Source organism: Streptomyces sp. NPDC047982 (genome assembly GCF_043204165.1).
In the GTDB taxonomy this organism is placed as follows: Bacteria; Actinomycetota; Actinomycetes; order Streptomycetales; family Streptomycetaceae; genus Streptomyces.
Genome location: NZ_JBIDBS010000009.1, coordinates 222,064 through 241,065, shown reverse-complemented (window position 1 = coordinate 241,065; position 19,002 = coordinate 222,064). Strand labels below are relative to the sequence as shown.

The window sequence follows — 19,002 nt, the reverse complement described above, 5'->3', positions numbered from 1 at the left end:
GCTCAACCCCCTGGTCGGGCGGCCGATCGGGGCCGGCCGCCCTCGCCGTCGCGGAGGCGGGCCGGACCCTCGCGCCGTCGCGCACCCGTGTCAGGCAGTGGCGACGCACGTCGGCGATCAGGTCGTCGCGGGCCGCGATTCGACCGTGCGCCCCGCAGGACGCTGCTCCGGCTCCGGCGTCGCCGCAGCGGCGGCGGCAGCCGCTGCGGCCGCCGCTGCCGCCAGCTCGGCCGGCCGACGCCATCCGTGCTCCCCCCGTGCCCGCAGCCAGGCCGTCGTCTCCTGCGGCGGCATCGCCGCGGCGACCAGCCATCCCTGCACGGCGTCGCAGCGCAGGTCCCTCAACCGCTCCCAGGTCTCGTCGTCCTCGACACCCTCCGCGACCACCAGCAGGCCCAGCGAATGCGCCAGGTCGATCGTGCAGCGGACGATCTCCGCGTCCTCGTTGTCGACGGCCAGCCGGGCCACGAACGACCGGTCGATCTTCAGCTCGCTGACCGGCAGCCGCCGCAGATGGACCAGCGAGGAGTACCCCGTCCCGAAGTCGTCGAGGGACATCTTCACGCCGTGCCCGGTGAGCCCGGCCAGGGTGTCGGCGGCGCGCTGCGGGTCCTCCAGCAGCACGTGCTCCGTGATCTCCAGCTGGAGCGCCCCGGCCGGGACGCCGTGCCGGGCGAGCCGGGCCGCGACGCTGCCCGCGAATCCGGGGGTGTGGATGTCGCGCGGCGAGACGTTGACCGCGACCGGGACGAACAGCCCCTGCGCCCGCCAGCGGGCGACCTGGGCCAGCGCCGTCTCCAGGACGTACTCCGTGAGGTGCGGCATGAGCCCGGACGACTCGGCGATGGCGATGAACTCGTCCGGAGGGACCCGCCCGCGCTCCGGATGCACCCAGCGCACCAGCGCTTCGAGGCCGGCCACCTGGCCGTCGAAGCGGACCTTCGGCTGGTAGTGGAGTTCCACCTCACCGGCGTCCAGCGCCCGCCGCAGGTCGCCGAGGAGGCCGAGCCGGTCCGGGGTGTTGCTGTCCCGCTTCGACTCGTACACCTCGACGCCCGTGCGGTCGCGCTTGGCCTGGTACATCGCCACGTCCGCCCGTCTGAGCAGACCTTCGGCGTCCGGCGCGTGGTCCGGGTGGACGGCGACCCCGGCGCTGGCCTCCAGCACCAGGGTCAGGCCGTCCAGGTCCAGCGGGGAGGAGAGCGCCGCGACCAGATGACGGGCGACCCGCTGGGCGCTCGTCGCGGAGTCGGTGGTCGGCAGGAGCACGGCGAACTCGTCGCCGCCGAGCCGCGCGGCCTCCGCGCCGCGCGGAAGCGCGAGCCGGAGCCGCTCCGCTATCTGCAGCAGCAGCCGGTCGCCCGCCGGATGACCGAGGGTGTCGTTGACCGCGCGGAAGCGGTCGAGATCGATCAGGACGAGAGCGGACCGGGCCCCGACGGCCTCGGCGTCCTCCAGGGCCGTCCAGATGCGCTCCAGCAGCCACTGCCGGTTGGGCAGCCCGGTCAGCGGGTCGCGCAACTGTTCCTCCGCCCGGGCGCGCGCGATCCAGAGAGTGGAGTCCAGGGCGATGAGCGGGACCGCGAACAGGGGCAGCAGCACCGGCATCGTCATCGCGACGACGCAGATCAGCGGTGCGATGCCGATCAGCGCCACCATGAGGAGACCCTGCCGGAGCACGGCGGTGCGGGCGACGGTCGGCAGCCCGCCGCTCTGGGAGGCTCCCGCGTACCACAGCAGCAGGCGGGTGACGAGCAGATAGGTGGAGGCGGCCAGCAGGATCTCGGGGAGGGCGACGATGCCCCAGTCGAGTGGCTGCCAGGGAGATTCGACCGTCTGGGCCTCACCGAACGCGGCGAGGACCAGGGCCGCCGCTCCTATCCCCAGAATGTCCACGGCTCCGTGCAGCAGCCCCTGCCACCAGCGTTGCCGGCGGGCGACACCGACGAGCACGACGACGACCAGGCTCACCAGCCCGGCGGACACCCAGCCGTAGAGCAGCAGCACGGCGAGGGTGAGGGCGGCCCCGGAGCCGGCGCCGCCCGACCACCGGTCGCGTCCGAGCGCCACCAGATGGCCGACGACGACACCGGTGAGGACGGCCAGGGACCAGCCGACCTCACCATCGGGAAAAAGTGCGCGCCCCTCGCTCAGAGCCCGGTAGAAACCGGTCGTGATCAAAAGGAAGGCGAACGCAATGGCAACGGCACCCACCTTGGGCGTGAGGCCGACGAAACCTTGCAGCCGCGACACCGGTGCGGCGCTCTCGGTCGGTTTCATTCCGTCCCTCTCACAGCCGGCGGTGCCCATGTCACCCGATGGTTCAGCTCCATGCCACCACGACCCGGATTCCCATCCGTGGCCGGGCACGGCAGACGCACATCTCAACAGTAGGCCGCGACAGGCCGATAAGGGCAGCGCTCTACCGCTCTTGCCCGAATGCGAACCGCCCGTTCACCGGCATCCGACATGCACCGTTCGGGTGAAACCGTCCAACTGGAGGCAACCATCACCCCCTTCCACCCGCATATGACACCTCTGTTCCTTTTTGTTCGTCATGTGCCCATGGATGTACCGATTCGACCGGCCAGTCGCCGACCACGTGCCCCGCTCCACCACCCTCGCACCGGACTTCCCCGTCCCCGCACCCCGCTCTTTCCATCCCCGCTTCTCGCTCGTTTCCCCGCAGCCCGCTCCGCCGGTTGTCACTCCGCCGGTCCCTCGACGGGCGCGGCCGCCTCGCGCGCGGCGTCCGGCCCCTGTTCGAGCAGCACGGTGAAGCCGTCCTCGTCCAGCACGGGCACCTTCAACTGCACCGCCTTGTCGTACTTCGAACCGGGGTTGTCACCGACGACCACGAAGGAGGTCTTCTTCGACACCGAGCCCGTCACCTTCGCCCCACGGCTCTGCAGCGCCGCTTTCGCGCCATCTCTGGTGTGGCCGGACAGCGTGCCGGTGACGACGACGGTGAGCCCTTCGAGCGGGCGCGGCCCCGCCTCCTCCCCCGCTCCCTCGTCCTCCAGCCGGACCCCGGCCTCCCGCCACTTGCGCAGGATCTCGCGGTGCCAGTCCTCGGCGAACCACTGCTTCACCGAGGCTGCGATGATGGCGCCGACGCCGTCGGCCTTGGCCAGTTCCTGCTCGGTCGCAGCGTCGATCCGGTCGATGGAGCGGAACTGGCGGGCCAGCTCCGCCGCCGCGACCGGGCCCACATGACGGATGGAGAGCCCGGTGAGGATCCGGGCGAGCGGGGCGTTCTTGGCCGCGGCGATGGCGTCGAGCATGGCGAGCGCGTTCTTCTTCGGCTCGCCCTGCTGGTTGGCGAAGACCCAGGCGGTCTTCTCCTCGCCGGTCTTCGGGTCGCACTTGGGCAGCCCGCTGTCCGGGTCGCGGACGTAGGCGCGGATCGGCAGGAGCTGTTCGACCGTCAGCCCGAAGAGGTCGCCCTCGTCGCGCAGCGGCGGCTCGGCGGGTGCCAGAGGCTGCGTCAGGGCCGCCGCCGCGACATAGCCGAAGTGGTCGATGTCGAGGCTCTTGCGACCCGCGAGATAGTAGATCCGTTCCCGCAACTGCGCAGGACAGGAACGCGCGTTGGGGCAGCGGAGGTCGACGTCCGCCTCCTTCATGGGCTTCAGCTCCGTACCGCACTCAGGGCAGTGCGTCGGCATCACGAACTCCCGCTCGCTGCCGTCACGCAGATCGACCACCGGGCCGAGGATCTCCGGAATCACGTCGCCCGCCTTGCGGAGCACGACCGTGTCCCCGATGAGGACGCCCTTCGCCTTCACCACGTTCTGGTTGTGCAGAGTCGCGAACTCGACCTCGGAGCCCGCCACCTCGACCGGCTCGACCTGCGCGTACGGTGTGACGCGGCCGGTGCGGCCGACCCCGACCCGGATGTTCACCAGTTTGGTGTCGACCTCCTGCGGCGGGTACTTCCAGGCGATCGCCCAGCGCGGGGCGCGCGAGGTGGACCCCAGCCGGCCCTGGAGCGGGATCTCGTCGAGCTTGACGACGACACCGTCGATCTCGTGCTCCACGGAATGCCGGTTCTCGCCGTAGTACGCGATGAACTCCCGCGCGCCGTCGAGCGAATCCACCACCTTGTAGTGCCGGGCGGTGGGCAGGCCCCATTCGTGCAGCAGCTCGTAGGCGTGCGAGAGGCGGTCGATGTCGAAGCCCTCGCGGGCGCCGATCCCGTGCACCACCATGTGCAGCGGGCGGGTGGCGGTGACCTTCGGGTCCTTCTGGCGTACCGAACCGGCCGCCGCGTTGCGCGGGTTGGCGAACGGCTTGTCCTCCGCCGCGACCAGCCGGGCGTTCAGCTCCTCGAAGGCGTGCATCGGGAAGAAGACCTCGCCGCGGATCTCGAGCAGTTCCGGGATCCGGTCGCCCTTCAGCCGGTTCGGGATCTCGGCGATCGTCCGGATGTTGGGCGTGATGTCCTCGCCGGTGCGGCCGTCGCCCCGGGTCGCGGCGCGGGTCAGCCGCCCGCGCTCGTACGTGAGGTTGACCGCGAGGCCGTCGACCTTCAGCTCGCACAGGAAGTGGTAGCCGGTGGTGCCGACGTCCTTGGCGATCCGCTGGCCCCAGGCCGTCAGCTCCTCCTCGGCGAAGGCGTTGTCCAGCGACAGCATCGGCTCACGGTGCTCGACCGAGGTGAACTCCGTCCGGTACGGACCCGCCACCTTCTGCGTCGGCGAATCCGGCGTGCGCAGCTGCGGGTACTCCCTCTCCAGACCCTCCAGTTCGCGCATCAGGCGGTCGAACTCGGCATCGCTCACGACCGGCTGATCGTTCACGTAGTACCGGAAGCGGTGCTCCTCGATCTGTTCGGCGAGGAGCGCGTGCCGCTCCCGGGCCTGTGCGGGCACCGCCGTCTGCTGTTCGCCGGCCATCGTTCCATCCTCCCGTTACGCGTAACCCCGTCACTCAGGGTTGTCTGCGAGCGATCTCGCGGCCCGGGCGCAATGGGCGAGCGCGGCGCGCGCGTACGCGGGCGAGGCACCCGCCAGTCCGCACGCCGGGGTGATCACCACGGACCGCGTCAGCGTCCCCGGATTCAGCCCCAGCCTGCGCCACAGCGTCCTGACACCCATGACGCTACCGCCAGGGTCGGGCAATCCGCCCGAGGCCGGGTCGGTGCCGGGCACCACTCCGAGGAAGAGCTGGGTGCCGCCCTCGACCGCTTCCCCGATCGCATCCTCCTCACGCTCCGTGAGCAACCCGAAGTCGAACGAGATGCCGTCGGCCCCGGCCCTGCGCAGCAGCGCGAACGGTACGTCGGGGGCACAGCTGTGCACGACCGTCGCCCCGTCCCCGGCCGCCGCCAGGACGTCGCGCAGGGCGCCCTCCACGATCTGCCGGTCCACGGCCCGGTAGGTGCGATAGCCGCTCGCCGTCCTGATCCCCCCACTCAGTACGCCGGTCAGCGACGGTTCGTCGAGCTGGAGCACCACATCGGCGGCGGGCACCCGGCGCCGCACCTCCGCGAGATGGGCGCGAAGCCCCTCCGCGAGTGAGGCCGTCAGGTCGCGGCAGGCCCCCGGGTCGCCGAGCGCGGCCTCGCCGCCCCGCCGTTCCAGTGCGGCGGCCAGCGTCCACGGGCCGACGGCCTGGACCTTGAGGGGCCCCTCGTACCCCTGCGTGAACTCCTCCAGGGCGTCGAGGTCCTCGCCCAGCCAGGACCTGGCCCGCCGGGTGTCCCGGCCGGGCCGGTCGCTGACCCGCCAGCCGCTGGGCTCGACGTGCGCGTACAGGTCCACGAGCAGTCCGACGGTCCGCCCGATCATGTCCGCGCCGGGCCCGCGGGCCGGGAGTTCCGCCAGATACGGCAGCCCCTCGCCGTCCCCGAAGGACCCGGTGACGGTCTTCGCCGCCTCCCGTGCGTCTCCCCCGGGCATGGAACCGATTCCGCTGGCCGGGCAACCCTCGAACTTGTTCTTCTCGCTCACGTGGGAAGCCTAACGACCTGGGGGCAATGGGGAGTGGCTCACGGAGCGTCGTCGTGCGGCTTCGGTGGCGAGGCGCAGGAGGGAGTCGATGCGGCGCGGATGGGGTCTCCCAGGTCGAGGAAAGCCGAGACCCTGGGGAAGACCGACGACGCGGCAGGCGGAGTCGCAGGGCGGCGCGAGCCTGCTCCCCCTGGGCCCCAGGCCGTAAGGGCCGCCCGGCGCACGCGGAGCGGCAGCCGGCCCCGGGGGCCGGACCGTCGCCGGGCACGGGCGGGCGACCCGGGCGGGTGGCCCGGGAGGGTCAGCGGCCGGGGCGCACCCTGAGATCGGTGACCTCGGCGTCGCGCGGCAGGTCGAGGGCCGTCACGATCGTGGTGGCCACCGACTCCGGGTCGATCCAGCGGGAGGGGTCGTACTCCTTGCCCTCCTGCTGGTGGACCTTGGCCTGCATGGGGCTGGCGGTGCGTCCCGGGTAGACGGAGGTGACCCGGACGCCGTTCGCGTGCTCCTCCTGGCGCAGCGAGTCGGCGAGCGCCTTCAGACCGTGCTTGCTGGCGGCGTACGCGCTCCACTCCGCGGACGCCGCAAGTCCGGCACCGGAGTTCACGAAGAGCACATGCCCTTGGGCGACCCGCAGTTGCGGCAGCAGGAGCCGGGTCAACTCGGCGGGTGCGACCAGGTTGGCGTTGAGCTGAAAGTGCCATGCCTTGGGCGTGAGGTCACCGACCGCGCCGAGTTCCACGACGCCCGCGACGTGCAGCAGCGAGTCGACCCGCTCCGGCATCGTCTGGTGGGCGAACGCCCAGGACAGCCGGTCCGGGTTGGCGAGGTCGCCGACGAGCGTACGGGCGCCGGGGTACAGCTCGGCGAGCTCCTTGGCGCGGGCCGCGTCGCGGGCCACCAGCACGGCCTCGTCACCGCGCTCCAGAAGACGACGGGCGACGGCTGCGCCGATGCCGGACCCGGCGCCGGTGATGACATGAGTGGGCATGGCACCCATGATCTCATCACGCCGCCGGGTCACCTGGTCGCGTAGCGCGCTCCCGCTCGGCTACGTCACCGCGTGATCACCGCAAGGTCACAGCGTGCCCGCGTCACCGCTGCTTGGCCGCCTCCTCCAGGTGGGCCAGGGCGCTCGCGCCGTCCTTGGCGAAGAACACCAGGTCGGTGAGCGGGATGGGCAGGAAGCCCTCGTCCTCCATCCGCTGGAACTGCTGGCGCAGCCCGTCGTAGAAGCCCGCCGTGTTCAGCAGGACGATCGGCTTGTCGTGCTTGCCGTGCTTCTTCAGCTCAAGGATCTCGGTTGCCTCGTCGAGCGTCCCGGTGCCGCCCACCATGATCACGATCGCGTCGGCCTTCTCCAGGAGCAGCGCCTTGCGCTCGGCGAGGTCGCGGGCGATCACCATCTCGTCGGCGTCGGTACGCGCCTTGTCGGCGAGGAAGTCGACCGACACGCCGACCAGCCGCCCGCCCGATTCCTGCACCCCGTCGGCGACGACCTTCATCAGCCCGGTCTCCGACCCTCCCCAGACGAGGGTGTGCCCGCCCTTGCCGATCAGCTCGGCGAATTCACGGGCGGGGCGGGTGTAGCGGTCGGCGAGGTCGGCGGCGGAGAGGAAGACGCAGATGTTCATGGCGGACACCGTAGAGGTCGCCACCGACAGGCCACGCCACCGGGCCCCCTTCCGGCCACCCCCAGAGAACCGAGAAAGCTGGGAGGGCCGAGAGCGAGGGCAGGAAGGCCGGGGAAGAAACCGGCCCCCGACCCGGCTGAACAAGACATGACCCCCACACAGGCACACCTGGGACACCGCATCACCGTCGAGCCCGGCACCGAGCACGTACGGGTGGTCCACGACGGGCAACTGCTCGCCGAGAGCCGCCGCCCGATCGTCCTGAGCGAGACGGGCTGCCCGGTCCGCTACTACCTGCCGCCCGAGGACGTCCGTACGGATCTCCTGAGGGCTTCGGAGACACGGACGCACTGCCCGTTCAAGGGCGATGCCTCCTACTGGTCGCTTCCGGACGCGGCCGATCTCGTCTGGGCCTATCCGGATCCGAAACCCGAAGTCGCCCCGATCAAGGACCACTTCTGCTTCTACGAAACCGAGACCGTCACCGGCTGAAGGTCCGCGACCGGCCGCCGCACGCCTGCGGCTGCGGCTGCCGCCTCCGTCAACCACCGCCCCGACCTGCGGACTTGAGGAATCCCAAAGAATCTTGTGCCGGAGCGATGAGTTTTCGGGAGGGCGGTGGTCTGCACTTGCATGGACAAGACTCTCTCCTGCGACGGCACTGTGATCGCCTATCGGCGCCGGGGTGAAGGACCGCCGGTGGTCCTGGTCGGCGGGGCACTGGGCACGGCGGCGACCGAGGCGCCCCTGGCACGCCTCCTCGCCCCGCGCTTCGGCGTGGTCACGTACGACAGACGCGGACGCGGCTCCAGTGGCGACAACGGCCCGTACGCGGTGGAGCGCGAGATCGAGGACCTGGCCGCGCTCATCACGGCGCTGGGCGGCCGGGCCTCGGTGTTCGGAGTGGGCGCGGGCGGGGCGCTGGCCCTGGAGGCCGCCGCGGCGGGGGTGCCCGTCGACCTGCTGGCGGTGTACGAGCCCACGTACACGCCCGGCGCCGCCGGGGCGCAGTTCAAGGCGTCCTGCACGGCCCGCCTGCACCGTCTGCTGTCCGCCGAGGACCGCGCCGGGGCCGTGGAACTGTTCCTGTCCGTGACAGGCGTCCCGGCCGACACCGTCGCCCGGATGCGGCGTGCACCGCTGTGGCACGACCTGGTGGCGCTGGCCCACACCCTGGCGTACGACGACGCGCTGCTGGGCGACGGCTCGATCCCGGCCGAGCGCTTCGCCTCCGTGGCGGCCCGGACCCTGGTGGTGTGCGGCGGTTCCAGCACCGCCCGGGCCCACCGGTCGACCCGCGCCCTCGCGGACGCCGTTCCACGTGCCCGCCACCGCACCCTGACGGGCCAGACCCGCGACCTGGCGCCCCAGGCGGTGGCCCCGGTGCTGGCGGAATTCTTCGCCGAGGACACGTACCCCCTGCTCCGGGCCTCCTGACCCCGCCTCCGACACGGCCGCACCCGCACGGGGGTCGGGCGAGGCCGTGTCGGGGCGCGGGAACGCCGGTACGGGGGCCGGCCGCGGCCGGGAGAGCCGCACGGGGCTTCGCCCGTTCCGCGCAGGGGCCTTCCACGGTGCCGGTCAGTCGATCCTGTATACCGAAGGCCCGGTCGGACAGCTCGACACGGTCCAGCTGGACACATCGTTCGGCGGTCACTTCATTGACGCGCCGACGCCCCTGGGGAACTACCGTTCCCTTCTCGACCTGATGGAGGGATCAGCCCTCCCACCCGATGAATCGCGCGATCTCATCCGGTCAATCGCCCGCGAACTGTGAGAGGTTCCACCGTGTCCGAACATGACTGGCAGCGCTCGTCTTTCTGCTCAGGCGGCGGCAACAACTGTGTCGAGGTTGCATCGTTGGCCGACGAAGGTGGTGTTGCGCTACGCGAGAGCGAGAGCCCGGACATCGTTCTGGCTGCCAGCCGAGACGCCATGAGGGCGCTTCTACTCAGCGTCAAAGCTAGCGATGCCGGACAGGGCCGCCCGTGAGGGTCACGGCCTCGGTGTAGTCGCCCTACCGGTGAGCAGATCCTCACAGGCTCCTCGCTGAGCCGTACGCAATTTCGCGACTGACGGCCGCAGCCTCATCCTCCTCAGCCCGCCGCTGCCGCGGCCTTCCGCCGCACCGTCGTCGCGATCGTCGCCGAGCCGACGACGCGGGTGCCGTCGTAGAGGACGACCGCCTGGCCCGGGGCCACGCCGCGGACCGGCTCGGTGAAGGTGACGTGCAGGGTGTCGTCGACGAACTCCGCCGTCACCTCGGTCTCGCCGCCGTGGGCGCGGAGCTGGGCGGTGTAGGTGCCGGGACCGGTCGGGGCGGTGCCGCACCAGCGGGGCTTGATGGCGGTGAGGGCCGTGACGTCGAGGGCCTCGACCGGGCCGACCGTCACCGTGTTGTTCACCGGGGAGATGTCCAGGACGTAGCGCGGCTTGCCGTCGGGGGCGGGGTGGCCGATGCGCAGGCCCTTGCGCTGGCCGATGGTGAAGCCGTACGCGCCCTCGTGGGTGCCGACCTTCGTGCCCGACTCGTCGACGATGTCGCCCTCGGCGGTGCCGAGCCGGCTCGCCAGGAAGCCCTGGGTGTCGCCGTCGGCGATGAAGCAGATGTCGTGGCTGTCGGGCTTCTTCGCGACGGCCAGGCCCCGGCGCTCGGCCTCGGCGCGGATCTCGTCCTTGGTGGTGAGGGTGTCGCCGAGCGGGAACATCGCGTGAGCGAGCTGCTTCTCGTCGAGGACGCCGAGGACGTACGACTGATCCTTGGCCATGTCGGAGGCGCGGTGCAGTTCGCGGCTGCCGTCCTCGCGGACGACGACGGTGGCGTAGTGGCCCGTGCACACGGCGTCGAAGCCGAGCGCGAGGGCCTTGTCGAGCAGCGCGGCGAACTTGATCTTCTCGTTGCAGCGCAGGCAGGGGTTCGGCGTGCGCCCGGCCTCGTACTCGGCGACGAAGTCGTCCACGACGTCCTCGCGGAAGCGTTCCGCCAGGTCCCAGACGTAGAACGGGATGCCGATGACGTCCGCGGCGCGGCGGGCGTCCCGGGAGTCCTCGATCGTGCAGCAGCCGCGCGCCCCGGTACGGAAGGACTGCGGGTTCGCGGAGAGCGCGAGGTGCACACCGGTCACGTCGTGGCCCGCCTCGGCGGCGCGGGCGGCGGCGACGGCCGAGTCGACGCCGCCCGACATGGCGGCGAGCACGCGGAGGGGGCGCTGGGAAGTCTGAGTCATAGCCCCACCAGGGTACGGGGCTCCGGGAACGGAACGCTCACGGATATGCGTTGGGGATCACATGGGTACGAAGAGGGACGCGGGCCCCGAACGGTCCGCGGCGGGGTCGGGGCGCGGCGTCAGCCGGCGCGGGCTGCTGATCGGCGCCGCCGCCACGGCCGCGGCGGCGGGCACGGCCGTGCTGGCGCGCGACGAGTTGGAACGCGCCTGGTGGCGGCTGCCCGGGGTGGACAAGCCCCGCAGGCCGGGCGAGGTCGACTACGCGCACGCCCAGTGGATATCGGCGTCCGAGGCGAACTGGCGCCGGGCCGACCGCCCCGCGGAATACGCGGTCGACCGGATCGTCGTCCACGTGACCCAGGGCAGCTACCTGAGCGCGGTGAAGGTCTTCCAGGACCCGGGCCACGGTGCGGCGGCCCACTACGTGGTGCGCCGGGACGGTCATGTGACGCAGATGATCCGTGAGCTGGACGTGGCGTTCCACGCGGGGAACCGGTCGTACAACGAGCGCAGCGTCGGCATCGAGCACGAGGGGTTCGTCGACCGGCCGCAGGACTTCACGGCCGAGATGTACGGGGCGTCCGCCCGGCTGGCGGCGGTGATCTGCGAGCGGTACGGCATACCCGTCGACCGCGAGCACATCGTCGGGCATGTGGAGGTGCCGGGCGCGGACCACACCGATCCCGGGCCGCACTGGGACTGGGACCGGTATCTGAAACTCGTCCGGGCGGCCCGGACCGCGGGCACGACGGGGACCACGGGGACTGCGGGGACGGAAACGGGCGCCCCACGCGCTTGAGCGCCCACACACCTCATGCCTGGGCGGCCCGTGCACGCCGGCGCGTCCGAGCGCCGTTGCACCTCGGTACGTCCGTGCACCCCGGCGCATCCGTGGGCCGGTGCGCCTCACGGGCCCGTGTGCGCCCGCGCGCGTGACCGCTCAGACGAGTCCCGCCGTGCGGGCCCGCTCGACCGCCGGGCCGATGGCGCGGGCCACCTCGTCGACGTCCTGCTTGGTGGACGTGTGGCCGAGCGAGAAGCGCAGGGTGCCCCGGGCCAGGTCCGGATCGGTGCCGGTGGCCAGCAGGACATGGCTGGGCTGGGCGATGCCGGCGGTGCACGCGGAACCGGTGGAGCACTCGATGCCCTGGGCGTCCAGCAGCAGGAGCAGGGAGTCGCCCTCGCAGCCGGGGAAGGTGAAGTGGGCGTTGGCCGGGAGCCGACCGCCCGGCGCCGGGTCGCCGCCGAGCACGGCGTCGGGCACGGCCGCGCGCACCGCCGCGACGAGATCGTCACGGAGTCCGCCGATCTCGCGGGCGAACTCCTCGCGGCCGTCGGCGGCCAGGTGTCCGGCGAGGGCGAAGGCGGCGATGGCGGGGGTGTCCAGGGTGCCCGAGCGGACATGCCGTTCCTGGCCGCCGCCGTGCAGCACGGGCACGGGGGTGTACTCGCGGCCGAGCAGCAGCGCGCCGATGCCGAACGGGCCGCCGATTTTGTGCGCGCTGACCGTCATCGCGGCCAGCCCGGAACGGGCGAAGTCGACGTCCAGCTGCCCGAACGCCTGCACCGCGTCGGCGTGCATGGGTACGTCGAACTCGCGGGCCACGTCCGTCAGTTCGCGTATCGGCATGATCGTGCCGATCTCGTTGTTGGCCCACATGACGGTGATCAGGGCGACGTCGTCGGGGTCGCGGAGGACCGCCTCGCGCAGCGCGTCGGCGTGGACGCGGCCGTACCGGTCGACGGGGAGGTACTCGACGTTCGCGCCCTCGTGCTCGGCGAGCCAGTGGACGGCGTCCAGCACCGCATGATGCTCGACCGGGCTGGCCAGCACCCGGGTGCGGCGGGGGTCGGCGTCGCGGCGGGCCCAGTACAGGCCCTTCACCGCGAGGTTGTCGGCCTCGGTGCCACCGGAGGTGAAGACCACTTCGCTGGGGCGTGCGCCGAGGGCGTCGGCGAGGGTCTCTCTCGACTCCTCGACGGTACGGCGGGCCCGGCGCCCCGCGGCGTGCAGCGAGGACGCGTTACCGGTGGCGGCGAGCTGGGCGGTCATCGCGGCGATCACTTCGGGAAGCATCGGCGTGGTCGCGGCGTGGTCGAGGTAAACCATGGTGGGCCCGATTCTACGAGCCCGCCCGCCCGTGCGCGGCGGGGCGTACGCACGGCGCATCGCTGCCCGGCACCCGCGCACCGGTCGGATCGTCCGGTCGCCCGGCCGGGCCCGGGATCGCCTCGGCAAGGCCGCCCTGTCGGGCTCCGGTGTCCGGCGCCGCTCCCCGAGTCCGTTCGGGTCGCACCCACCTGGGCCCACCGCGCAGCCCCGCCGGCGCGCACCGCGAGCTCGCGGCCTTTGCCGCGCCGCCCGCGGCCGGCCGATCCGGCCGGGCGGCGCCGTCCGGCACGGCGGACCCGGCCCGGACACGGAGGTCCGGGCGGGTCCGTCCTTCCGAACCGACGTGGGTCAGCCGAACTGGCCCGGCTGGTAGTCGCCGGCGGGCTGCCGGGTCATGACGTTCACGCGGTTGAAGGCGTTGATGACGGCGATCAGCGACACCAGAGCGCCGAGCTGCTCCTCGTCGTAGTACTTGGCGGCGTTGGCCCAGACCTCGTCGCTGACACCACCGGCCGCATCGGCGATACGGGTTCCCTCCTCCGCCAGCTCCAGCGCGGCACGCTCGGCGTCGGTGAACACCGTCGCCTCGCGCCAGGCCGCGACCAGGTTGAGACGCCCCGCGGTCTCCCCCGCGTGCACGGCGTCCTTGGTGTGCATGTCGACGCAGAAGCCGCACCCGTTGATCTGGCTGGCGCGGAGCAGCACCAGTTCGCGCGTCGCGGCCGGCAGCGACGAGTCCGCGACCGGCTTGCCCGCCGAGACGAGGTGCTTCAGGGCCTTGGCCATGACCGGGTTGGTGAACAGGTTCAAGCGGGCTTCCATGGTGCACTCCTTGCCGTTGTGGGCGGATACACCCCTACGACGGAGACGGTCCGCGCGATGTGACACGTACCGGTGTGACCCGCGTCTCCCCGCACACCTCCCTCGCGGGCCCGCTACCCCCGCGACGCCCGGGCCAGCTGGCGGGACTGGGCGACCAGGCGGTCCGCGCTGTCCCAGACGTCCGCGTCCTCCTCCAGGAAGCCGCCGGCGAGGTTGCGGGTGGTGATGGAGACCCGGAGCGGGCCGGGGGCGGGGCGGCAGCGGACGTGGGTGGTGAGTTCGACGGTCGGCGTCCAGCCCTTCAGGCCCAGCTCGAACGCGGTGGGCGGCAGCGCGTCGACGGTGAGCAGGAGGGAGAGCGGATCGGGGTCGCGACCGTCCGCGAGACCGAACCAGCCGCGCATCTCGCCCTTGCCGGAAGGGGCGCCGATCGCCCAGCCGACCGTCGCCGGGTCGAGCTTGATGTCGATCCGGTCGGCGATGGCGGAGCTGCCGGGAATCGGAGCCGGGCCGTCGCCGGGGCCGAGGCAGTGCTCCACGGGCGGGATGGCCGGCGGCTTCGCGGAGGTGCGCACCTCTTCGCTCAGCGCGTCCAGATCGCCGTAGGTGGCGAGGACACGAATGCGCTCGACCTCGGTGCCGTCCTGCGCGTACTGGAAGAGGGACGCCTGCCCGGTCGAGAGGGTGCGGCCGGTACGGGCCATCTGCGTCCGGATCACCGCGGGGCCGGGGACGGACGGGGTGAGGTAGTGGGCGGAGATCGAGAAGGGGTCCGGGTGGGGCAGTGCGTCGCCGAGCGCGCGGCCGAGCATGGCCAGCAGATAGCCGCCGTTGACCGCGTGGATGATCGTCCATCCCGCGGAGAGTTCGGCGTCGTAGACGCCTTCCTCGCGAAGGGTGACGGCGGTGTCGCGGTCGAACTCACTGTCCCCGATGGTTGCGGTCGCCTGGGCGGTGCGCACCGCGTGCTCTGTTGCCTGTGCCATGCGACGCACCGTACATCGACAGCGTTACTAAGCGGTAGCTTTTTATGATGAGATGATGCGCACAACCGTTGCCGGAGGCCCCGGAGTCCGTGTCACATGGCCGCGGAACCCTCCTCGGCCGTCGACGACTTCCGGTTGTACGCACGCGGCGCGCGCCAGTGGTAGCGCATCGCGAACAGTCGCAGCACGAAGGCCGTGACGACCGCGGCGCCGCTGGTGAGCGCATTGAGCACGTCGAAGCGGATGCACAGCGCGATCATCGTGGCGCCGACCATCGCGGGCACCGCGTACAGGTCGCGGTCCCAGCGCAGCAGCGACGGCACTTCGTTGGCCAGGACGTCGCGCAGTACGCCGCCGCCCACCGCGGTGGCCAGTCCCAGCGCCGCCGACGCGGTCAGGCCGAGGCCGTACCCGTACGCCTTGACCGTGCCGGTGACGCAGAACAGCCCGAGGCCCGCCGCGTCGAAGACGTTGACCGCCACCTGGATCCGCTCGACGTGCGGATGCAGGAAGAACACCAGCGCGGCGGCGAGGAGCGGGGTGGTGAAGTAGCCGAGGTCCGTGAACGCCGCCGGAGGGATCGCGCCGATGACGATGTCACGGAACAGCCCTCCGCCCAGCGCGGTCACCTCGGCGAGCACCGCGATGCCGAAGACATCGAAGTTCTTGCGTACGGCGAGCAGTGCGCCGGAGATCGCGAAGACGAAGATCCCCGCGATGTCGAGCGCGTGCTGGACGGAGGGCGTGAACAGTTCGTTGAGCACCGGGCAATTGTGCCGGTATCCCTCGGTACTACTCCTTCGGGCCGGCTTCCGGCGTACCGGACGACGATCCCTCGGCCGAATCCCCCGCCGTGGACTTCTCCGCCGCGCCGCCGTCGGCCTCCGTCTTCTGGATCGAGACGATCTCGATCGCCTCGCGCGCCTCCTGTGTCACGGTCTCCCCCGGCACCTGGTCCGGCGCGTTCTCCGGGTGGTGGCAGGCGACCTGGTGACCGGTCTTCAGCGCGACCAGCGGCGGTTCCTGCGTCCGGCAGGTCTCCGTCGCCTTCCAGCAGCGGGTGTGGAAGCGGCAGCCGCTGGGCGGCGAGATCGGCGACGGCACGTCGCCCTTCAGCAGGATGCGTTCGCTCTTGGCCGCCCGGCGCCTCGGGTCCGGGATCGGGACCGCCGACAGCAATGCCTTGGTGTACGGGTGCATCGGCGCCGTGTAGAGCGAGTCGCGATCGGCCAGCTCCACGACCTTGCCCAGGTACATCACCGCGATCCGGTCCGAGACGTGCCGGACGACCGAGAGGTCGTGAGCGATGATCACGTACGTCAGGCCCAGCTCGGCCTGGAGGTCGTCGAGCAGGTTCACGACCTGTGCCTGGATGGAGACGTCCAGCGCCGACACCGGCTCGTCCGCCACGACGAGCTTGGGCTTGAGCGCGAGCGCGCGGGCGATCCCGATGCGCTGGCGCTGACCGCCGGAGAACTCGTGCGGGTAGCGGTTGTAGTGCTCGGGGTTGAGGCCCACGACCTCCAGCAGCCGCTGCACCTCCTTCTTCACGCCGCCCTCGGGCGTCACGCCCTGCAGCTTGAAGGGGGCGCCCACGATCGTGCCGATCGTGTGCCGGGGGTTCAGCGACGAGTACGGGTCCTGGAAGATCATCTGCATGTCGCGGCGCATCGGGCGCATGGCGCCGACGCCGAGGTGCGTGATGTCCTGACCCTCGAACTCGATCTTCCCCGCGGTGGGTTCGAGCAGCCGGGTGATCAGCCGGCCCATCGTCGACTTGCCGCAGCCGGACTCCCCGACGACCCCCAGGGTCTCCCCCGCGCGCACCTCGAAGTCGATCCCGTCGACCGCCTTCACGGCACCGACGGTGCGCTGCAGCATCCCCTTCCTGATGGGGAAGTGCTTCTGCAGACCGGTCGCCCTCAGCAGCACCTCGCGGGAGGCCGGGTCCTTCCCGGCCGGTGCCCCGTTCCCGGCGGCCCGCTGCCCGGGCACCTCCGCGTCCCTGCCCGCGTTCGCCATGCCCTCGCCCCCGCTCGCCCTGCCCTTGTCCTCGCTCGTCACGGCCTTGTCCTCGCTCACAGCTTGGGCGCAATCTCTTCGGTCCAGATCCGCTCCCGCTGCTCCTGCGACATGTGGCAGGCCGCCCAGTGCCGGCTGCCGACCTCCCGCAGCTCGGGCCGTACGGTGCGGGTCACGTCGCCCTCGGGCACGTCCGCGTACGGGCAGCGCGGGTTGAAGGCGCAGCCCGAGGGGATGTTGATGAGCGACGGCGGGGAGCCCTTGACCGGGATGAGCCGGTCGGTCTGGTCGCGGTCGAGGCGCGGCATCGAGCCCAGCAGACCCCAGGTGTAGGGGTGCCGGGGTTCGTAGAACACCTTCTCGGCCGGTCCGCGCTCGACGCAGCGCCCGCCGTACATCACGAGGATGTCGTCGGCGAGCTCGGCCACGACGCCCAGGTCGTGGGTGATGACGATGACCGCGGAGCCGAACTCCTTCTGCAGATCGCGAATCAGGTCGAGGATCTGCGCCTGGACGGTCACGTCCAGTGCGGTCGTCGGCTCGTCGGCGATCAGCAGCTCGGGGTTGTTGACCAGCGACATCGCGATCATCGCGCGCTGGCGCATCCCGCCGGAGAACTCGTGCGGGTAGCTGTCGACACGCTTGTCGGGCTGCGGGATGCCGACCCGGTCGAGCATCTCGATCGCACGCCTGCGGGCGGCCTTCTTGTCCACGTCGTGGTGGACCCGGTACGCCTCCACGATCTGCTTGCCGATCGTGTAGTACGGGTGCAGCGCCGACAGCGGGTCCTGGAAGATCATGGCCATGTCGCGGCCGCGCAGCCTGCGGACCTCGTCGGGGTCCGCAGACAGCAGCTCCTTGCCGTCCAGCCAGATCTCGCCCGACAGCCGCGCCTTGCGCTTGCCGTACTGGCCGGCGGTGTGCAGGCCCATGATCCCGAGCGAGGTGACGGACTTGCCGGAGCCGGACTCGCCCACGATGCCGAGGGTCTTGCCCTTCTCCAGCGTGAAGCTGAGCCCGTCGACGGACTTGACGAGACCGTCGTCCGTCGGGAAGTGCACCTTCAGGTCGCGCACGTCCAGGAAGGCGGTGGGGGCGGGCGAGTCCGCGACGGGTTCGCCCAGCGCGGCACCGCTCTTGTGCAGTTCGGTCATCCCAGCCTCACTCGCGGGTCGATGACGGCGTACAGAATGTCGACGACGAGGTTGGCGACGGCGATGGCGAGCGCCGCGAACAGGGTGACGCCGAGGATCACGGGCAGGTCCTTGTCGCTGATGGCCTGGACGGCCGCGAGACCCAGACCGGGCAGGTTGAACGTGGACTCCGTGAGGACCGCGCCACCGAGGAGCACGCCGATGTCGAGGCCGAAGACGGTGAGGATCGGCGTCATCGCGGAACGCAGGGCATGCCGGGTGATGACGGTGCCCTCGCCCAGCCCCTTGGCACGGGCGGTGCGGATGTAGTCCTCGCCCAGCACGTCGAGCATGGTGGCCCGGGTGAGCCGGGCGTACATCGCGGCGTTCAGGAAGGCGAGCACGATCCACGGCAGGATCAGGGTCTGGAACCAGACGCCGATGCTGTCGTCGGTGGAGAGGTTGTCGGCGATGTCGACCCACCCGAGGGTGTGCACGAACAGGCCCATCGCGACCATGCCGGTGAAGAAGATCGGCAGGGAGACGCCACCGAGGGCGGTGGTCATCGCGGCCCGGTCCCAGATGGTGCCGCGCTTGAGCGCGGACACGACGCCGGTGGCCACACCGCCGAGGAGCCACAGCACGCAGGCGCCCGCGGCGAGCGCGGCGGTGACCGGCAGGGCGTCCTTGAGGGTGGTCCAGACCGGCACCTCGGTGCGGAAGGAGTACCCGAAGCAGGGGGCGGCACAGTGGGTGACGTCGTCACCGTTCGTGTAGTCGCGCCCCATCGGGATGCCCTTGACGAAGTCCCAGAACTGGACGAGGAGGGGCTCGTCGAGCCCCAGTTTGATCCGGATGCCCGCGAGCTGCTCGGCACCGGTGGCCTTGCCGGCGAAGAGGACTGCGACGTCCTGACCCGCCCACTTGGGCAGCATGAAGAAGATGGTGAAGGTCGCGAGCAGTACGACGAGCACCATGATGACTACGGCGAACAGGCGCCGGATGAGATAAGCAAGCACTGTGCGCGGCCCGGGGGGGGGGGGGGGGGGGGGGGGGGGGGGGGGGGGGGGCGCGGCCCCCCCCCGCCCCCGCCCCCCCCCCGCCGGTGGGG

Annotated in this window: 18 protein-coding genes; 5 read left to right on the top strand and 13 right to left on the bottom strand. The window is 71.5% G+C overall.

Annotated features, from left to right (window positions below; all coding sequences use genetic code 11):
- Positions 1–117 precede the first annotated feature (117 nt).
- From ACGF2V_RS14265 to ACGF2V_RS14245, 5 genes are all read right to left on the bottom strand, one after another.
- Positions 118–2,280, bottom strand: a complete 2,163-nt coding sequence (locus tag ACGF2V_RS14265) for a bifunctional diguanylate cyclase/phosphodiesterase (protein ID WP_362626119.1) — start codon at positions 2,278–2,280, stop codon at positions 118–120.
- 425 nt (positions 2,281–2,705) lie between these two features.
- Positions 2,706–4,898: an NAD-dependent DNA ligase LigA gene (ligA, locus tag ACGF2V_RS14260; protein ID WP_362705205.1), complete on the bottom strand. Its 2,193-nt coding sequence runs from the start codon at positions 4,896–4,898 to the stop codon at positions 2,706–2,708.
- A 30-nt stretch (positions 4,899–4,928) separates the two neighbouring features.
- Positions 4,929–5,954: a methionine synthase gene (locus tag ACGF2V_RS14255; RefSeq protein ID WP_362705208.1), complete on the bottom strand. Its 1,026-nt coding sequence runs from the start codon at positions 5,952–5,954 to the stop codon at positions 4,929–4,931.
- Between the two features lie 301 nt (positions 5,955–6,255).
- Positions 6,256–6,945, bottom strand: coding sequence for an SDR family oxidoreductase (locus ACGF2V_RS14250; protein WP_362705211.1), 690 nt, complete (start codon positions 6,943–6,945; stop codon positions 6,256–6,258).
- 103 nt (positions 6,946–7,048) lie between these two features.
- Positions 7,049–7,588, bottom strand: coding sequence for a TIGR00730 family Rossman fold protein (locus ACGF2V_RS14245; protein ID WP_362705213.1), 540 nt, complete (start codon positions 7,586–7,588; stop codon positions 7,049–7,051).
- Between the two features lie 147 nt (positions 7,589–7,735).
- Here ACGF2V_RS14245 and ACGF2V_RS14240 point away from each other — a divergent pair, with 147 nt between their 5' ends.
- The 4 genes from ACGF2V_RS14240 (at position 7,736) to ACGF2V_RS14225 (ending at position 9,580) form a co-directional block, all read left to right on the top strand.
- Positions 7,736–8,080 (top strand): DUF427 domain-containing protein, encoded by a 345-nt coding sequence (locus ACGF2V_RS14240; protein WP_362705216.1) that lies wholly within the window; start codon positions 7,736–7,738, stop codon positions 8,078–8,080.
- 141 nt (positions 8,081–8,221) lie between these two features.
- Positions 8,222–9,025 (top strand): alpha/beta fold hydrolase, encoded by an 804-nt coding sequence (locus tag ACGF2V_RS14235; protein WP_362705219.1) that lies wholly within the window; start codon positions 8,222–8,224, stop codon positions 9,023–9,025.
- A gap of 46 nt (positions 9,026–9,071) precedes the next feature.
- On the top strand, positions 9,072–9,365 hold the full coding sequence (locus ACGF2V_RS14230; RefSeq protein WP_362705222.1) for a Scr1 family TA system antitoxin-like transcriptional regulator: 294 nt from the start codon (positions 9,072–9,074) through the stop codon (positions 9,363–9,365).
- Entirely contained in the window at positions 9,362–9,580 is a 219-nt protein-coding gene (locus tag ACGF2V_RS14225; protein ID WP_362626095.1) for a DUF397 domain-containing protein, read from the top strand. Before ACGF2V_RS14230 ends, ACGF2V_RS14225 begins: the two co-directional genes overlap by 4 nt.
- Positions 9,581–9,684: 104 nt before the next feature.
- On the opposite strand, the gene mnmA is transcribed toward ACGF2V_RS14225, so the two are convergent.
- Positions 9,685–10,815 (bottom strand): tRNA 2-thiouridine(34) synthase MnmA, encoded by a 1,131-nt coding sequence (mnmA, locus tag ACGF2V_RS14220; RefSeq protein ID WP_362705227.1) that lies wholly within the window; start codon positions 10,813–10,815, stop codon positions 9,685–9,687.
- A 61-nt stretch (positions 10,816–10,876) separates the two neighbouring features.
- Between mnmA and ACGF2V_RS14215 the strand changes: the two genes are divergently transcribed.
- On the top strand, positions 10,877–11,614 hold the full coding sequence (locus tag ACGF2V_RS14215) for an N-acetylmuramoyl-L-alanine amidase (RefSeq protein ID WP_362705230.1): 738 nt from the start codon (positions 10,877–10,879) through the stop codon (positions 11,612–11,614).
- A 141-nt stretch (positions 11,615–11,755) separates the two neighbouring features.
- On the opposite strand, the gene ACGF2V_RS14210 is transcribed toward ACGF2V_RS14215, so the two are convergent.
- The 7 genes from ACGF2V_RS14210 to ACGF2V_RS14180 form a co-directional block, all read right to left on the bottom strand.
- Positions 11,756–12,925 carry a cysteine desulfurase family protein gene (locus tag ACGF2V_RS14210; RefSeq protein WP_362626086.1) on the bottom strand — a complete coding sequence of 390 codons (1,170 nt, stop codon included), beginning with the start codon at positions 12,923–12,925 and terminating at the stop codon, positions 11,756–11,758.
- Positions 12,926–13,276: 351 nt separating this feature from the next.
- Positions 13,277–13,750: a carboxymuconolactone decarboxylase family protein gene (locus tag ACGF2V_RS14205; RefSeq protein WP_362626083.1), complete on the bottom strand. Its 474-nt coding sequence runs from the start codon at positions 13,748–13,750 to the stop codon at positions 13,277–13,279.
- Between the two features lie 113 nt (positions 13,751–13,863).
- Positions 13,864–14,736, bottom strand: coding sequence for a thioesterase family protein (locus ACGF2V_RS14200; RefSeq protein WP_362705232.1), 873 nt, complete (start codon positions 14,734–14,736; stop codon positions 13,864–13,866).
- Between the two features lie 92 nt (positions 14,737–14,828).
- On the bottom strand, positions 14,829–15,500 hold the full coding sequence (locus tag ACGF2V_RS14195) for a trimeric intracellular cation channel family protein (RefSeq protein WP_362626076.1): 672 nt from the start codon (positions 15,498–15,500) through the stop codon (positions 14,829–14,831).
- Positions 15,501–15,528: 28 nt separating this feature from the next.
- A complete protein-coding gene (locus ACGF2V_RS14190) occupies positions 15,529–16,758 on the bottom strand; it encodes an ABC transporter ATP-binding protein (RefSeq protein ID WP_392912106.1) in 1,230 nt (409 codons plus the stop codon).
- A 56-nt stretch (positions 16,759–16,814) separates the two neighbouring features.
- Complete coding sequence (locus ACGF2V_RS14185; RefSeq protein WP_362626071.1) at positions 16,815–17,912, bottom strand: ABC transporter ATP-binding protein; 1,098 nt, start codon at positions 17,910–17,912, stop codon at positions 16,815–16,817.
- Positions 17,909–18,910, bottom strand: coding sequence for an ABC transporter permease (locus ACGF2V_RS14180; protein WP_362626069.1), 1,002 nt, complete (start codon positions 18,908–18,910; stop codon positions 17,909–17,911). Before ACGF2V_RS14180 ends, ACGF2V_RS14185 begins: the two co-directional genes overlap by 4 nt.
- Between the last annotated feature and the right edge of the window lie 92 nt (positions 18,911–19,002).

What these genes read in the sequence shown, in the direction of transcription:
- ACGF2V_RS14245 (WP_362705213.1), bottom strand. Translation starts at nt 7,588, where the DNA reads ATGAACATCTGCGTCTTCCTCTCCGCCGCCGACCTCGCCGACCGCTAC.
- ACGF2V_RS14265 (WP_362626119.1), bottom strand. Translation starts at nt 2,280, where the DNA reads ATGAAACCGACCGAGAGCGCCGCACCGGTGTCGCGGCTGCAAGGTTTC.
- mnmA (WP_362705227.1), bottom strand. Translation starts at nt 10,815, where the DNA reads ATGACTCAGACTTCCCAGCGCCCCCTCCGCGTGCTCGCCGCCATGTCG.
- ligA (WP_362705205.1), bottom strand. Translation starts at nt 4,898, where the DNA reads ATGGCCGGCGAACAGCAGACGGCGGTGCCCGCACAGGCCCGGGAGCGG.
- ACGF2V_RS14185 (WP_362626071.1), bottom strand. Translation starts at nt 17,912, where the DNA reads ATGACCGAACTGCACAAGAGCGGTGCCGCGCTGGGCGAACCCGTCGCG.
- ACGF2V_RS14250 (WP_362705211.1), bottom strand. Translation starts at nt 6,945, where the DNA reads ATGCCCACTCATGTCATCACCGGCGCCGGGTCCGGCATCGGCGCAGCC.
- ACGF2V_RS14200 (WP_362705232.1), bottom strand. Translation starts at nt 14,736, where the DNA reads ATGGCACAGGCAACAGAGCACGCGGTGCGCACCGCCCAGGCGACCGCA.
- ACGF2V_RS14235 (WP_362705219.1), top strand. Translation starts at nt 8,222, where the DNA reads ATGGACAAGACTCTCTCCTGCGACGGCACTGTGATCGCCTATCGGCGC.
- ACGF2V_RS14210 (WP_362626086.1), bottom strand. Translation starts at nt 12,925, where the DNA reads ATGGTTTACCTCGACCACGCCGCGACCACGCCGATGCTTCCCGAAGTG.
- ACGF2V_RS14190 (WP_392912106.1), bottom strand. Translation starts at nt 16,758, where the DNA reads ATGGCGAACGCGGGCAGGGACGCGGAGGTGCCCGGGCAGCGGGCCGCC.
- ACGF2V_RS14215 (WP_362705230.1), top strand. Translation starts at nt 10,877, where the DNA reads ATGGGTACGAAGAGGGACGCGGGCCCCGAACGGTCCGCGGCGGGGTCG.
- ACGF2V_RS14205 (WP_362626083.1), bottom strand. Translation starts at nt 13,750, where the DNA reads ATGGAAGCCCGCTTGAACCTGTTCACCAACCCGGTCATGGCCAAGGCC.
- ACGF2V_RS14240 (WP_362705216.1), top strand. Translation starts at nt 7,736, where the DNA reads ATGACCCCCACACAGGCACACCTGGGACACCGCATCACCGTCGAGCCC.